We start from the raw sequence: 14,555 nt of genomic DNA, 5'->3' as shown, positions 1-14,555 counted from the left end.
AAATTTTCTAATACTACAAAGTTACAAACTTCAATATTGATTTAACTTATAAATGGTGAGATATTAAGTCAAATTTTAGAAAAAGGAGATATATTTGTAAAAGCTTTTTTTTGAATAAAATAAACTTCTAATGCGTTTCCTCTACCTGTTTTTATTTTTCATTTCGATACAAACCGTACACTCACAAAATCAGTTTGTTCCTGATGATACGCCTTATATAACCGCTTTAGAAACGGCCAGAGTCACCAGCAAACCCCTTTTTGTAATGCTCTATGCCGATTGGTGTCCGCATTGCAATCAGATGAAAAAGGAAGTTTTTAGTAATCCTGCAGTACTGGATTTCCTTAAAAAAAACTATGTCTGCCTCTGGAAAAATATTGAAAAGGAAGAAGGTAAAACACTCAAAGATAAATTCAATACCAAATCGCTCCCTACTTTTTTATTTTTAGATGCTAATGAAACATTGCTGTATGCGCTAAAAGGTGAAATGAAAACAGCAGCGTTTCTGACAGAGGCGAATTATGCTTTGAATCCAAAAATGCAGCTGCCTTATCTGGAAAAAGAATTTCTGGCTGATCCGGCTAATTCGACAAAATTCTATGCTTACCTCAATACTTTAAAAAAAGGAAGGGACAGAACCGATTTATCGCCGGCTACGCATCTTTACCTGAATACCCAGTCGGATGAGCAATTAATCAGTGAAACCAACTGGCGTTCGATTGCAAATGGTGTAACGGATATTAATTCGAGGGAATTTCAATATGTTTTAAAACATCAGAAAGAATTTGCTGCCGTAGCTTCGCAAAATCGTGTAGACCGCAAAGTGGAAAGTATCGTAAGTGAATTGCTTCGTCCTTTGGCAGATAACTTAGATACCGTTAACTATTATAAACAAAGGGAAATTGCGAAATCGATCCGATTGCAGAAAACGGATTCCATGGTTTTTAAATTTGATCTGACATTAGCCGAAAGAACCGAAAAATGGCAATTTTACAAAAAAGTAACGCTTGAAGACACTCAGAAACTGGTTTGGAATGAAGCCAGCTTCCTAAAAGACATTGGACAAACCTATCTGAAGCATATAGCCGACACGGATGCTTTGAAAAAATCTATTTTCTGGGCAAAACATTCCCTGGAATTAAACGATTCGTATGATGGTAATTTACTTACAGCCCGGCTTTATACTAAAATAAAAGATAAAAAATCAGCGCTGAAATATGCCGAAAAGGCAAAGGTAATCTGCACCGAAATGACCTGGAATACCAAGGATGTTGACGTCTTATTAGCAGAATTACTTTCTAAATAACATTAAAAAAATCAAAAAACAATCATGGACATCACGCTCAGACCAGCCACCACAAACGATTTGGAAAAAATTCTTGCTATCGTAAATCATTCTATTCTGCACACCACCGCAAATTATAGTTATGATATTCAGACCCTTGAAGTCCAGACAAAATGGTTTGAAGATAAAAAAGCTAAAAACTTACCCGTTGTTGTAGCTGACTTAAACGGTGAAGTTGTTGGTTTTGGGAGCTACGGACAATTTAGGGAGAAAATTGGGTATCAATATACCGTTGAACATTCTGTTTATGTAGTGGATCATGTGATTGGAAAAGGAATTGGCTCTCAATTACTCACCGAACTTATTCGTCTGGCAAAAGAACAGGGTTATCATGTCATGATTGGCGCCATCGACGCTGAGAATGCCGGAAGCATTGCTTTTCACGAAAGATTTGGTTTTGTCGCCACAGGAACGATTCGCGAAGTGGGATACAAATTCGATCACTGGCTTGATTTGGTTTTTATGCAGTTGATTTTGAAGTAGATTGCGCACGAATTTTACCGCAAAGGACGCAGGGATTTACGCAAGGAACGCAAAACAAAGTAATGTGGACCATTGTGTCGTTCCCAGAAATGCCGGACTGTGCTACAAAACTGTATGGAGAGTATAGCAACAAAAAATCCACAAACCTGTATCGCTACAAATTGTGGATTTTTTGATTAAAACAGCTTTGTTTTATTAGCTTTTTATCCAGTTGATTACTTCAGGATCTGTAGGTAGCGTTCTTGGTTTAATCACTTTTACCAATTCTCCTTTTTCGTTGATTAGGTATTTTTGAAAATTCCATTCCACTTCAGAATCCTGTAAACCATTTTTGGATTTTTGAGTTAAGAATTTATATACTTCACACATGTCATCCCCTTTTACGGAAACTTTATCCATCATAGGAAAAGTCACTCCGTAATTTTGCTGGCAAAAAGCACCGATTTCTTCATTTGTACCCGGTTCCTGTGAAGCAAAATTATTGGCAGGAAAACCAACTATTACAAAACCTTTGTCTTTGTATTCTTTGTAAATGGCTTCAAGATCTTTGTATTGAGGTGTTAATCCACATTTTGAAGCTGTGTTTACAATCATTACTTTTTTTCCTTTTAAAGAAGCAAAATCAAAAGGATTTCCTGATAAATCTTCTACTTTAAACTGGTAAATAGTTTCTTTTGTCATAACCTTTTCCGTTTTAGGAGTTTTTATTTTATTGGTTTGTGCTTGATTTTGGCAGCTAAATAAAAACAACATGCCATAAGCCAGAAATAATATTTTTTTCATCGTCTTAATTTTTTATAAAATTAGTCAAAAACCGTTTTGCAGCTGTTTTTTAGTGGTCTTATTTTGTATTAAATATTAGTTAAATAAAAAAACGAAGCCTAACGTTAATCAGACGTTAGGCTTCTCCCCATACAAACAAATCAAACCATGAAATTTGAATCTTTTAAGCAATATTTGCTTTTAATCCTCAGGGAGCTCCGAATGTGAAATTTAATTTTCCTGCTAATTCCGGACTCGTGTTTATACTATTTATTCAGCAGCACAACAATGTATTCTAATTCTACTGACTGATTTCTTAAAATTCATTTTTATTCTTCTCCTAGTTGAATTCCCCGGTTTTGATCGAAAAATCTACATTTTACTTGGTGCCAATAATTTCCGGTATCGGTGTTTACAATAGCAAAAAATCTAATTCGTTGGCATCAGCATCATTTTGAACAACTTCAACATCTATCACCATTTCGATTGGAAGTCCGGGAGCATCAACTATTTAATCGTCTTGTGATCTATATTAAATGAAATGTAAATCAGATGAAAGAACTGAAACTGGTCTGTCGTGTATCCTTACTTCCCTTAAATGCCTTTTATTGAAAGTTGCCAGTGCCAAAACACTTGTCAGGCCTACAATCAATATTTTTAAATTATTTATTTTATACATGACCTTACTTATTTTCCTGCGATTTACTTTACGATTTTTACGTTAAAAAATGGATGTGTAACTAATTTATCGGCGGACAGTATACCGTAAAAATTTAATTTTGCCGGAATATTTGTTTCGTTTGCTATTTAGCTTAAACATTTCATTTTATGTTATAATAGCACTTACGTAATAGGTTTGCTTTTGGTTTTAAAAAAGTCAAAAAAAAGTTACTTTTTTTAAAATCCCCTTATTTTCCTAAGTTTAAGACTGTTAAAAAAAATATCGTTTTACCGGAAAAATAAATTATCTTTATCTGAGGTAAGAAAAAAAATGTTTTAAAAAAATTGTTTAAGCTTAAAAATCCCATTCTATGAGTCAAGAAGAATTATTAGTTTTAATTTACAAGAAAGACGAAAGAGCTTTTACCCACTTGTATGATATGTATTCGAAAAGTTTGTTTTCGGTTATTAACGTTTTAATAAAAAACCGCGAAGAAGCCGAAGATGTTTTGCAGGAAGTTTTTGTCAAAATCTGGAAAAACATAGATTCTTATAACGAAAGTAAAGGCCGATTTTACACCTGGATCCTTAATATAGCAAGGAATACATCGATAGACAAGCTGAGATCCAAAAACTTTAATAACAGCCAAAAAAACCTTTCTTCAGATAATTTCGTAAATCTGTTAGATGACAGTAATAAGTTAACCAATAAAATTGATACCATCGGTATTCAGGAATTTGTAAAAAAGCTGAAACCTAAATGTATTGAGATCATCGATTTATTATTTTTCAAAGGATATACCCAGCAGGAAGCTTCAGAAGAACTGGCAATGCCATTGGGGACTATCAAAACACAAAACAGAAACTGTATTAACGATCTACGTAATTATTTAAAAATATAATGGAAGCACAAGAATATATAGAATCAGGAATTCTGGAACTTTACGTTTACGGCCTTTTAACCGAAAAAGAAAATCTGGAAGTAGCAGAAATGGCTAAGAACAATCCCGAAGTGGAACAGGAAATCCTTTCGATAGAAAGAGCAATTGTCGCTTTATCGTCAAGCTTCTCTCCTTTTCATTCGGTGGCCAATTTCGAAAAAATCAAAGCGCGCCTTGAGCTTAAACATGGCAAAGTAGTCGACCTGAAACCTGCCTCAAACTGGTCACAGTATGTGGGCTGGGCAGCGGCAGTAGTACTTCTATTAGGTCTGGGGTACCAAACTTTGGAATTAACAAAAACAAAAGATGCGATTACAACTGTTGGTAACGAGAAAACTAAAATTGAAAGAGATTTTGCTTATCTGGACCAGCAAAACAAACAAACCGAGAAGAACCTTACTATTGTAAGAGATATTAAAAATACAGGAGTAACACTTGGCGGTCAGGCAGTTTCTCCAACATCATTTGCAAAAGTATACTGGAATAAAGACACCAAAACCACTTATATTGATGCCGCAGGTTTACCAAAACCCCCAAAAGGAATGGTGTATCAGGTATGGGCGCTGAAATTGAGTCCGGTGCTTACACCAACCAGTATTGGTTTACTGAGTAATTTTGAAGGAAATAACCAAAAAATATTTGCTGTGAATCAAACAGATTCAGCGGAAGCTTTTGGTATTACACTGGAACCGGCCGGAGGAAGTTTAACACCAACAATGGAACAATTATATACTTTAGGAAAAGTATAAAACATACATCTCGTTACTATTTAAAACGCATATTAATTTATTTTGATATGCGTTTTTTTATTATTTTTAAATCAAAAACCACCCATGAACGGAACTTTACTTTTAAGGATTGCTATGGCTCTTATTCTCCTGACCCATTCCGTATTCGGAATGTTTAATAACGGAATAAACGATTTTGGTAATTTATACCTGAACCAGATTGGCTTTGCTCCTTTTGGAGTTCCTCTGGCCTGGTCGGTCAAATTATCACATGTTGCGGCGGCTGTTCTTTTACTTCTGAACAGGTATGTAAAACTGGCAGGATTTGTAACCATTTTTGTTCTGATCATGGGAATCATTCTGGTACACTTTCAGGAAGGCTGGTTTGTAGTCGGTGGCGGAAGAAATGGCATGGAATATAACTTCTTACTAATTATCGTTCTTGTTGCCATTATGTATCCAAATGGCTTTAAAAAAGACAAAATTCAGGAATAGCATCTCTACATTCTATTTTTAATGTAAAACAGCCTAAACAATGGAAATAACCTGTAAAAATTGCAAACAGATTTATAAAGGACATTATTGTAATAATTGTGGGCAGCCTGCTGCAACCTACCAAATAAACTGGCATTATTTATGGCATGAAATCAGGCATAGTTTATTGCATTTTGATGAAGGTATTCCTTACTCTATAAAACAATTATTTACAAGACCCGGGCATTCTATCCGCGAATTTATCGAAGGAAAACGCGTCAGGCATTTTAAACCTTTATCTTTAGTTGTTGTAATGGCAACACTTTACGGCCTGTTATACCATTACTTTCAAATTAATTTATATGATGATCCGTCTTATAAAAGTATAGATGTTGCAAAATTTAATGAGTGGAGTTCTAAACATTATTCATGGATCATAATTGTGACCATTCCGTTTTTTACTTTGGGCACCTATATTAGTTTTAAAAAACAAGGTTATAATTTTGTAGAATATTTTGTACTGAATACTTACAGAGCATCCCAAAAGTTATTTGCGCATATTATTATATTTCCTCTTGTAATTTATTACAACGAAAAACCTGAACTGCATAAAATTCTGGTTGCCGTATATATCATTGATCTTCTTTTAACTCTTTGGACGAACATTCAGTTCTTTAATAAAATCTCTAAAACCAAAGCTTTTTTGCTCTCCATTTTAAGCCAGCTTATTTTCTGGACCAGTTTTCTTTTAACGGTAGGTTTTATAGTTTCCCTTTTTGGTCTATAAACCAGACTACGTAATTTCGTCCGATTGTACGTAAAACTTATAAAAAAAAATGTCCGGCTTTGCAGCCGATCATTTTTTATGAATTAATAATTGGTATATTATTTTTTGCTTTTATAGTGTTTCCGATAACCTGGATATGTTATGGCGCCAATTACTGAAATTGTTCCCAAGGAATACCAGATCCAGTTTAGAGAATGAGCTTCCCCCGTTGCGTAGGAATGCAGACCCACTAAGTGGAAATTTACTCCGTAATAAGTAAACAGAATTGAAATAAACGCAAACATACTCATCAGGTTAAAGAACCACTTTCCGCGTAAAGCAGGCACAAATCTGGCGTGAATTACGAATCCGTAAATCATAATCGAAATTAGTGCCCAGGTTTCTTTCGGATCCCATCCCCAGTAACGCCCCCAGCTTTCGTTGGCCCATTGTCCTCCAAGGAAGTTTCCTATTGTTAACATAATTAAACCAATGGTAATTGACATTTCGTTGATATAAGTGATTTCTTTGATATTTAGGCTCATTTTGGCTTTGTTTTTCTCATTGGTAAAGAAAATCAAAAGTAAAGCTACAAAACCTAAAATCATTCCTAATGCCAATGGACCATAGCTTCCTACAATTACTGCTACGTGAATCATTAACCAGTAAGAGTTAAGAACCGGCTGCAGATTTGCTATTTCCGGATCGATCCAGTTCATGTATGCTGCCATAACAATCATGGCTGTTACAAAGGCTGATGAAGCAACGGTTAACTTTGATTTTCTGTCAAAAGCCAGTCCGAAGAACATGGTTGCCCACGCCACATAAATAATGGATTCATAAGCGTTACTCCAGGGCGCATGCCCCGAAATGTACCAACGGGAAATTAATCCTAAAGTATGCAATGCAAATAAAAGGCCGATGATAATATGAAAACCGTTTAGCGTGATACGAAGCCATTTTTTTTCAAAAAAGATATTTATAATCGTAAATAACAACATTAAAACAGAGGCTGTTAAATACCAATAAGGAAGTTTCTTGAAAACATCATACTTGTTATAGGCAATTTCGGCATCAATTTTTTGTTCACTTGGGCGAACTTTGCTTCCGAATTTCTTTTGGAAGCCATTGATACTTTCCACTAAATTGTCAGCGGTACTAAAATCTTTGGAAATGGAAGCATTATTCAGAGCACTAAAATATAATGGCAGAATTTGTTTCACATAAGTAGAGTCCATTCCTTTCAGTCCGGCACTTTCGCGCTCTAAATACGAAATCCATTTATTATTCGGATCATTCGGAATTGGGAATATTTTCAGGATACTTCCGCTTAATGCCGATTCCATTAAATTTACCCTTTTATCGGTTTCAATAAAATCTTTCTCAAACTGATTCGGATTAGCCGCTTTGTATGCTGCGTCTAAATACGGTGCCAGTTTGTAATTTCCATTGGCATCAAAGAAGTTTACAAAAGGAGCGCGTTTAACGTCCTTTTCTACTCCGATAATTTTACGGATACTGTCATTCCCTGATCTTAGGTGGATAATTGGAACCTGAATCCAAACCTGTGCATATTGCGTCATAGACAAAAATACCTGATCAGAATTCATGTCGTTGTACGTATCGCTCTGACTCACTTTTCGAAGCAATTCTGATGAAAAAGTATTGATAGGTTTCATCCTTCCTCCGGCATCCTGAATAATCAAACGGCCGAATTTGGCTGCATGTGATTCCGGAGCTTTGTAAATACTCAATAAAGAATCTAATTGTTTCTGACTTGGTGGTGCTGTGACATGATTGGCATGATCGTTCGGATCTTCTGAATGTGAATGCGTATGACCCGGCGTATGAACGTGAGGAGCAGGCGCTTCCTGTGCAAAACCATTTAAGCTTAAAAGCAAAGCTAAAATTGTAATGAATTTCTCTTTTTTCTTTTTTACAGTTTCAAGTTTGCGCTTTAAATCGGCAAAGCGGGAATGTTTGGTAAACATAATAGACATCAGACCGAAAAACAGCATGAAATAGCCTAAATAAGTAATAGACGTTCCCCAGAAATCATGATTAACAGATAATACAGTTCCTTTTTCATCCGGATCGAATGAAGACTGGAAGAACCGGTATCCTTTATGGTCTAAAACGTGGTTCATATAAATATCAGCATCAAAAGTTTCTGTAGAATCCTGAACGGTTACTTTACTTTCAAAAGCCGAATAACTTTTTTCTGTCCCCGGATATTTTGTAGCAATAAAATCGTTTAGCTTAACTTTAAAAGGCAGGATATAAGCTTTGCTTCCGTAGAATAAAGAATACTCAATATTGCCAATTTTAACTGTTTTTGGTTCTCCGACACTTCCTTTAGAGCCTAAAAGCGTAATTTCTTTTTCCTGTCCTTCTGATTTTACTTTTACGATTAAGGCATCGTGATGCGATTTTGCCTTAAAATCGTTATTCGATTCATATGCTATACTTCCTTTCATCGCAGGATCGGGAAATACAATTCTGATGTCGCCAATACTGTATAAAGAACGCATCATCAGCGGCTGTACATTGTCTTTGGTAACTTTTCCCTGAAATTTATCTGCCATTCGCATAAAATTACCTTCGAACGGTGTTTGAATGGTATATTTTTCTCCGGTCGTATTGATATTAATCGCTCCGTCCGTAGGTTTATTCAAAGCAAACAAAACATTATGAATATTCTGAACTTCCCCTTCTTTCAGGAAATGTTCTTCACGTCCTCCCGCTCCTGCTTCGACTAATTTTAAGTATAAAGTTCCTTTCGGATCTGGCTTCACCACTTCTTTGGCTCCCATAATGTAGTTCTCGTACGTTACTTCAAACGGAGTTTCATCAAACTTTCCTGAAATTGAGAAATCATTATTAGTAACGGGAGATAATAAAAGGCTTTCTTCGAAAACTCTTCGTTTCATTTCTCCTTTATATTCCCCATCAGCAAAGACTGTCAGAAATGTTTTGTCTGAATAAATCTGGTTTTCGGCAGCACCTTCACGAATCGGCATCATACCTTCATAGCTGATATATCGTGTAATAAATGCTCCCAAAAGGATAAAAATAAAAGCAATGTGCAATAAAAAAGTCGCCCATTTTTCTTTTTTCAGGAGTTGGTAACGTTTGATGTTTCCAATGAAATTAATCATAAAAAAGACCATTATCGCTTCAAACCACCAGGTATTATAAATTAAAATTCGGGCCGTATCAGTATTGTACTTACTTTCGATAAAAGTACCAACACCCATTGCTAAAGCAAATGTTAAAAAAAGAACGGCCATTAATCGTGTAGAAAACAAAAAAGAGAATATTTTTTTATCCATTTCTGAGGAATTACATTGTGTTAAAAGTGGGACAAAAGTACTTAAAAATGTTGAGTTCCTATATTTGTGATTTGTTAATTAAAACCAAAAAAATCCCCTTCAATAAATGAAATTCTTAAAACGTGCTGTGTAATTTTACCATGCTTTTAAGCCATCGTTATTTTTAAGCCAGAGATTGTACAGCTTAACTTTTTCATTAATTCATAAAGAAGGCCCTCTTCCTTAAATCAAAAAAGAAACGGTTTAATCCGTGCCATGTGTGGCTAAACTTCTTTTGCACTTAATTTTCTTTAAAAAAATAATGCTAATTTTGCGCTATGATTCGAATAACAATAATTGGTTCCGGAAATGTAGCGCAGCATCTGATTAAAGCTTTTGCTAAAAGCGAACTTGTAGAAATTGTTCAGGTACATTCCAGAAAGAAGGAGAAATTAGCCACACTACTTGAATTTGATAAAATTACCGATTCTTTTGAGGATTTAAAAGAAGCTGATTTATATATTATCGCCGTTTCTGACAATTCGATCTCAGACGTGTCGCAGCAATTGCCTTTTCAAAACCGAATCGTGGTCCACACCTCCGGCGCGGCTTCACTTGAGGTTTTAGATTCAAAAAACAGAAAAGGTGTTTTTTACCCGCTTCAGACATTTTCCAAAGACAAGGATGTAGATTTTTCGGCAGTTCCGATGTGTCTGGAGGCTGAAAATACTTTTGATTTCCGGGTTTTGGAAACAGCTGCAAAAGGTATATCAAATGTGGTATTTGCCATTAACTCCGATCAGAGAAAAGCATTGCATGTTTCGGCAGTTTTTGTGAACAATTTTACCAATCATCTGTACCAGATCGGACAGGAAATTTGTGAAGAACACCAGGTTCCGTTTGAGATTCTGAGACCATTGATTCAGGAAACCGCCGAAAAAATAAACACCTTAAACCCTGCTGATGCTCAGACTGGCCCTGCAAAACGCAACGATTCCCTGACGATCGCAGCACATCTGGACTATTTAAACACTGAAAATCAAAAAAATATTTATAAAATACTAACCCAATCTATACAAAATAATGGCAAAAAGTTATAAAGAAATAATGAATGACATCACGACGTTTGTTTTTGATGTTGATGGCGTGCTTACAGACAGTTCGGTTTTTGTAACCAATGAAGGAGAAATTCTTCGTACGATGAATATTCGTGATGGTTATGCGATGAAAGCGGCGGTAGAAAGCGGCTATAATGTTTGCATTATTTCTGGCGGAAGCAACGAAGGTGTTCGTGTTCGTCTTCGCAATCTGGGAATTACCGACATTCATTTGGGAACTCCGGATAAAGTAAAAACCTTTAAAGAATACACTGATACTTATAAAATTAATCCTGAAAATGTGCTCTACATGGGGGATGATATTCCGGATTTTCATGTCATGAAGTTAGTGGGATTACCCACCTGTCCGCAAGATGCAAGCCCTGAAATCAAAAATATCTGCCGTTATATTTCACATGTTAAAGGAGGAAAAGGAGCTGCACGTGATGTGATCGAGCAGGTAATGAAAGTACAGGGAAAATGGATGGAGCACTTTAGCGGAAAACACGATTAGGTTTTTAGTCTCAGTCGCAGTCACAGTCTAAATAGCAGTTTTCAGACCAATAAATAACTTTTGTTCCTTTGCCTCTCTGCACCTTCATGAAAAATTCAGAACCTTAGTAACTTACCACTCAGAACCTTAAAAAAACTCAGAATCTTAAAAAATGAAATTCCTCAAACTCATTCGATATCAAAACTTACTGATGCTTGCTTTTATGCAGCTCTTATTTCGTTATGCTTTTTTAAAACAGCAGGATATTCCGTTGGCTTTAGCGGACTGGCAATACGGTCTTCTGGTTCTGAGCACTGTTTTAATAGCGGCAGCGGGTTATGTAATTAATAATGTTATGGACGTTGCCACAGATACAATAAACAAACCCAATGATGTCGTGATCGGAAAAGGAATTTCTGAAACTGCAGCTTATAATATTTATATCGGGTTAAATATTACCGGTGTCGCTATTGGCTGTTATTTATCGAATGTCATAATGAGGCCGGGTTTTGTCGTTCTCTTTATTCTTATTGCGTCTGTGCTTTATTTTTATTCCACATCACTAAAGCAAATCATGGTTTTAGGGAATTTTGTGGTAGCCGCCCTATTATCATTTAGTGTCATTATCATTGGTGTTTTTGATCTTTTTCCCGCAACTAATGGGGAGAATCAGGCTCAGATGGCCAGTATGTTTTCCATTTTGATCGATTATGCCTTATTTGCTTTTATGATTAATTTTATTCGCGAAATAGTTAAAGATATTGAGGATGTAAATGGCGATTACAATCAGGGAATGAATACCTTACCCATTGCCATTGGGATCAGCAGAACCACAAAAATTGTTTTGGCGCTGGCAATTATTCCATTTATTCTTTGCCTTTTTTATACCAACAAATACTTTTTAGCAAACAATCTTTTTATCGTTACTTTTTATGCTTTTGCCTTTGTTTTGGCACCGCTTTTATATTTTATAGTAAAAATATTCAGTGCGAAATCTCAAAAGGATTTTCATCATTTAAGTACTGTTTTAAAACTAATATTACTTTTCGGAATTTTATCAATCCTGGTTATTGCCCTAAATATTAAATACAATGCTTAAAGAAAAACTAAAAAAATATACTATAATCCTGGCTTCAGGATCACCCCGCAGACAACAGTTTTTTAAAGACCTGGATTTGGATTTTGAAATCAGGCTTAAAGACATTGAAGAAATATATCCATCCGACTTACAAGCCGTGGAGATAACAGATTACCTGGCTGCCCTAAAGGCAAACGCTTTTGAAGGAGAATTAAATCCTAATGAGATTTTAGTGACCAGTGATACCATCGTGTGGCATCAGAATCGCGCTTTGGGGAAACCTAAAAGTGCCGCAGAAGCTTTTGAAATGATAAAATCGATGTCCAATACTACACATGAGGTTTTTACATCGGTTTGTTTTAAAACCAGCACTGCTTCTACTGTCATCAATGATGTTACCAAAGTTACTTTTGGCGATTTATCAGACGAAGCAATTTTATATTACATCGAAAATTACAAACCCTACGATAAGGCAGGGGCTTATGGCATACAGGAATGGTTTGGTTTTATGGCTGTTACCAAAGTAGAAGGTTCTTATACAAATGTTATGGGGCTTCCAACGGCTAAAGTTTACCAATATTTGAGTACTTTAGTGTAAAAAAAATCACATATGTTTTCTTTTAAAGAATATAGTCAGGAAATAGTAGCTACGGGAATTCTCATTATTGCATTAGTCGCTCTAAGGATGATTATTGCCAAGTTGATTCGCCGTTATGCCAGTTCCAGCCAATTGCTGGAACACCGGACAAACTTAGTAATTAAATACATTCATTTGTTAATGAATACACTGGTTGTCATTAGCCTGATTGTGATTTGGGGAGTAGACACCAAAGATATTTTTATCACTGTTTCTTCCATTGCAACCGTTATTGGTGTGGCCATGTTTGCGCAATGGTCCATTCTGAGCAATATTACTTCGGGAATGATTTTATTTTTTTCATTTCCGTTTAGAATCGGTGATACTATCAAAATACACGATAAGGATTTTCCAATTGAAGCCGAGATTGAAGATATTAGCGCTTTCCACGTCAATTTAAGAACCAAAGAAGGCGAAAAGATCATTTTTCCGAATAATCTTTTACTGCAGAAAGGCATCTCGATTATGCCGGTTCACTACGAGGAGAAAGAGTTTTTTGATTAATTTTTTAATGGGAATTTTATAAACTAAATCAGAAAAGCTAAAACAATATTATTTAAATAAAATATAATATTTGTTTAACAAACTCTCTGAACTTTATTTAAATTCCCAAAAAATGACTCGACCATTACAATTGCCTTTATATGCAAAACTTTCTCTGATATTAGTAAGTTTAATTTGTTTTGCATTTATCTTCTGCATCGGAAAAGATATTATTACTCCGGTATTAATGGCATTTTTGTTCTCTGTTTTATTACTTCCTGTATTTACCTTTTTAAACACGAAATTAAAATTCCCCAGATATCTGGCTGCGATTCTTTGTGTGATTCTTTTTGCTTCCTTTATTGTGGGTATCCTGCTTTTCATTTCCTATGAAGTCACGGATATGGCAAATGATTTTGCTACCATAAAAAAGAATGCAAATACCTTTCTTGTTGATATTCACAAATTCATAAAAGACAATTTTAATATTAGCATCGGAGAACAAAAAAAATATATTGATACTGTCACCAAGGATTCTGTCAAAAACGGAAATGCGACTATCGGCTCTGCCATTATATCTATAAGTGATCTTCTTTTAGATTGCACTATTATCCCAATATATACTTTTTTATTCTTATTGTATAAAGATCATTTTATTCTTTTCCTGGTCAAATTAATCAGTAAGGAAAATCATGCTGCCCTGAAAAACATTTTATCACAAATAAAGGTTTCGATCAATAATTATATCGTAAGTTTAATTTTAGAAATGATCGTAGTTTCAGTCCTAACCAGTCTGGGACTCTGGATTATCGGTGTCAAATATTTTATACTTCTGGGACTTATCACCGGAATACTGAACCTGATACCTTATATTGGTATTACTGCTGCAGGAATTATAACCATATTAGCCTCGCTTACCGGCTCTGCAGAAACATCTGTGATTATTAGTATTTTAATTGTAAACCTGATTGTTCAGTTAATTGACAATAATATTCTTGTGCCGTTAATTATTAATTCCAAAGTAGAAATAAACGCCTTTGTATCCATTATGGGAATTATAATCGGTGGTTCGGCGGCCGGAATATCGGGTATGTTCCTGGCAATACCGTTGTTGGCAATTTTAAAAATTATTTTTGACAGAATAGAATCACTGGAGCCCTGGGGTTATTTAATGGGCAATCATATGCCCAAAAGGTTTATCTGGAGAATTAGAAAAGTAAATCCTCAAAATTAAATGACACTCTTGTAAGATATAAGCAATATTTATCTTACATTCATACAAAATCTGTAAAAGTCA

At 35.2% G+C, this 14,555-nt stretch carries 14 protein-coding genes; 12 read left to right on the top strand and 2 right to left on the bottom strand.

Annotated features, from left to right (window positions below):
* Positions 1 to 130: 130 nt before the first annotated feature.
* Positions 131 to 1,306 carry a thioredoxin family protein gene (locus tag D0817_RS22430; protein ID WP_127340587.1) on the top strand — a complete coding sequence of 392 codons (1,176 nt, stop codon included), beginning with the start codon at positions 131 to 133 and terminating at the stop codon, positions 1,304 to 1,306.
* A gap of 24 nt (positions 1,307 to 1,330) precedes the next feature.
* Positions 1,331 to 1,828: a GNAT family N-acetyltransferase gene (locus D0817_RS22425; RefSeq protein ID WP_127340586.1), complete on the top strand. Its 498-nt coding sequence runs from the start codon at positions 1,331 to 1,333 to the stop codon at positions 1,826 to 1,828.
* Between the two features lie 195 nt (positions 1,829 to 2,023).
* Here the strand turns inward: D0817_RS22425 and D0817_RS22420 are convergent, their stop codons facing one another.
* The gene (locus D0817_RS22420; RefSeq protein ID WP_127340585.1) at positions 2,024 to 2,611 is read right to left on the bottom strand and encodes a glutathione peroxidase; all 588 of its coding nucleotides are present in this window, start codon (positions 2,609 to 2,611) and stop codon (positions 2,024 to 2,026) included.
* Positions 2,612 to 3,621: 1,010 nt separating this feature from the next.
* On the opposite strand from D0817_RS22420, the gene D0817_RS22415 reads away from it, so the two are divergent.
* From D0817_RS22415 to D0817_RS22400, 4 genes are all read left to right on the top strand, one after another.
* The gene (locus D0817_RS22415) at positions 3,622 to 4,152 is read left to right on the top strand and encodes an RNA polymerase sigma factor (RefSeq protein ID WP_127340584.1); all 531 of its coding nucleotides are present in this window, start codon (positions 3,622 to 3,624) and stop codon (positions 4,150 to 4,152) included.
* Entirely contained in the window at positions 4,152 to 4,940 is a 789-nt protein-coding gene (locus D0817_RS22410) for an anti-sigma factor (protein WP_127340583.1), read from the top strand. The genes D0817_RS22415 and D0817_RS22410 overlap by 1 nt, the downstream gene beginning before the upstream one ends.
* Positions 4,941 to 5,024: 84 nt before the next feature.
* A complete protein-coding gene (locus tag D0817_RS22405) occupies positions 5,025 to 5,414 on the top strand; it encodes a DoxX family protein (protein ID WP_127340582.1) in 390 nt (129 codons plus the stop codon).
* A 40-nt stretch (positions 5,415 to 5,454) separates the two neighbouring features.
* Positions 5,455 to 6,180: a DUF3667 domain-containing protein gene (locus tag D0817_RS22400; RefSeq protein ID WP_127340581.1), complete on the top strand. Its 726-nt coding sequence runs from the start codon at positions 5,455 to 5,457 to the stop codon at positions 6,178 to 6,180.
* Between the two features lie 98 nt (positions 6,181 to 6,278).
* Here D0817_RS22400 and D0817_RS22395 read toward each other — a convergent pair whose 3' ends face one another.
* Positions 6,279 to 9,491 carry a cytochrome c biogenesis protein CcsA gene (locus D0817_RS22395; RefSeq protein WP_127340580.1) on the bottom strand — a complete coding sequence of 1,071 codons (3,213 nt, stop codon included), beginning with the start codon at positions 9,489 to 9,491 and terminating at the stop codon, positions 6,279 to 6,281.
* A gap of 317 nt (positions 9,492 to 9,808) precedes the next feature.
* Here D0817_RS22395 and D0817_RS22390 point away from each other — a divergent pair, with 317 nt between their 5' ends.
* The 6 genes from D0817_RS22390 (at position 9,809) to D0817_RS22365 (ending at position 14,492) form a co-directional block, all read left to right on the top strand.
* Entirely contained in the window at positions 9,809 to 10,570 is a 762-nt protein-coding gene (locus D0817_RS22390; RefSeq protein WP_127340579.1) for a Rossmann-like and DUF2520 domain-containing protein, read from the top strand.
* The gene (locus tag D0817_RS22385; protein ID WP_127340578.1) at positions 10,554 to 11,081 is read left to right on the top strand and encodes a KdsC family phosphatase; all 528 of its coding nucleotides are present in this window, start codon (positions 10,554 to 10,556) and stop codon (positions 11,079 to 11,081) included. Before D0817_RS22390 ends, D0817_RS22385 begins: the two co-directional genes overlap by 17 nt.
* A 151-nt stretch (positions 11,082 to 11,232) precedes the next feature.
* Positions 11,233 to 12,159, top strand: a complete 927-nt coding sequence (locus D0817_RS22380) for a geranylgeranylglycerol-phosphate geranylgeranyltransferase (RefSeq protein ID WP_127340577.1) — start codon at positions 11,233 to 11,235, stop codon at positions 12,157 to 12,159.
* Entirely contained in the window at positions 12,152 to 12,736 is a 585-nt protein-coding gene (locus tag D0817_RS22375; protein ID WP_127340576.1) for a Maf-like protein, read from the top strand. Before D0817_RS22380 ends, D0817_RS22375 begins: the two co-directional genes overlap by 8 nt.
* 12 nt (positions 12,737 to 12,748) lie before the next feature.
* A complete protein-coding gene (locus tag D0817_RS22370; RefSeq protein ID WP_127340575.1) occupies positions 12,749 to 13,279 on the top strand; it encodes a mechanosensitive ion channel domain-containing protein in 531 nt (176 codons plus the stop codon).
* A gap of 112 nt (positions 13,280 to 13,391) precedes the next feature.
* Positions 13,392 to 14,492: an AI-2E family transporter gene (locus D0817_RS22365; RefSeq protein ID WP_127340574.1), complete on the top strand. Its 1,101-nt coding sequence runs from the start codon at positions 13,392 to 13,394 to the stop codon at positions 14,490 to 14,492.
* The last annotated feature ends 63 nt before the right edge of the window (positions 14,493 to 14,555 follow it).

Source organism: Flavobacterium cupreum, assembly GCF_003996965.1.
In the GTDB taxonomy this organism is placed as follows: domain Bacteria; phylum Bacteroidota; class Bacteroidia; order Flavobacteriales; family Flavobacteriaceae; genus Flavobacterium; species Flavobacterium cupreum.
The sequence above is the reverse complement of the archived record's forward strand: the minus strand, read 5'-3'. Positions and strand labels throughout refer to the sequence as shown.

Bases quoted from the DNA above. Each gene is read 5' to 3' on its own strand.
- D0817_RS22410 (WP_127340583.1), top strand. From the start codon at position 4,152: ATGGAAGCACAAGAATATATAGAATCAGGAATTCTGGAACTTTACGTT.
- D0817_RS22415 (WP_127340584.1), top strand. From the start codon at position 3,622: ATGAGTCAAGAAGAATTATTAGTTTTAATTTACAAGAAAGACGAAAGA.
- D0817_RS22370 (WP_127340575.1), top strand. From the start codon at position 12,749: ATGTTTTCTTTTAAAGAATATAGTCAGGAAATAGTAGCTACGGGAATT.
- D0817_RS22375 (WP_127340576.1), top strand. From the start codon at position 12,152: ATGCTTAAAGAAAAACTAAAAAAATATACTATAATCCTGGCTTCAGGA.
- D0817_RS22400 (WP_127340581.1), top strand. From the start codon at position 5,455: ATGGAAATAACCTGTAAAAATTGCAAACAGATTTATAAAGGACATTAT.
- D0817_RS22405 (WP_127340582.1), top strand. From the start codon at position 5,025: ATGAACGGAACTTTACTTTTAAGGATTGCTATGGCTCTTATTCTCCTG.
- D0817_RS22420 (WP_127340585.1), bottom strand. From the start codon at position 2,611: ATGAAAAAAATATTATTTCTGGCTTATGGCATGTTGTTTTTATTTAGC.
- D0817_RS22365 (WP_127340574.1), top strand. From the start codon at position 13,392: ATGACTCGACCATTACAATTGCCTTTATATGCAAAACTTTCTCTGATA.
- D0817_RS22430 (WP_127340587.1), top strand. From the start codon at position 131: ATGCGTTTCCTCTACCTGTTTTTATTTTTCATTTCGATACAAACCGTA.
- D0817_RS22385 (WP_127340578.1), top strand. From the start codon at position 10,554: ATGGCAAAAAGTTATAAAGAAATAATGAATGACATCACGACGTTTGTT.
- D0817_RS22390 (WP_127340579.1), top strand. From the start codon at position 9,809: ATGATTCGAATAACAATAATTGGTTCCGGAAATGTAGCGCAGCATCTG.
- D0817_RS22380 (WP_127340577.1), top strand. From the start codon at position 11,233: ATGAAATTCCTCAAACTCATTCGATATCAAAACTTACTGATGCTTGCT.
- D0817_RS22425 (WP_127340586.1), top strand. From the start codon at position 1,331: ATGGACATCACGCTCAGACCAGCCACCACAAACGATTTGGAAAAAATT.
- D0817_RS22395 (WP_127340580.1), bottom strand. From the start codon at position 9,491: ATGGATAAAAAAATATTCTCTTTTTTGTTTTCTACACGATTAATGGCC.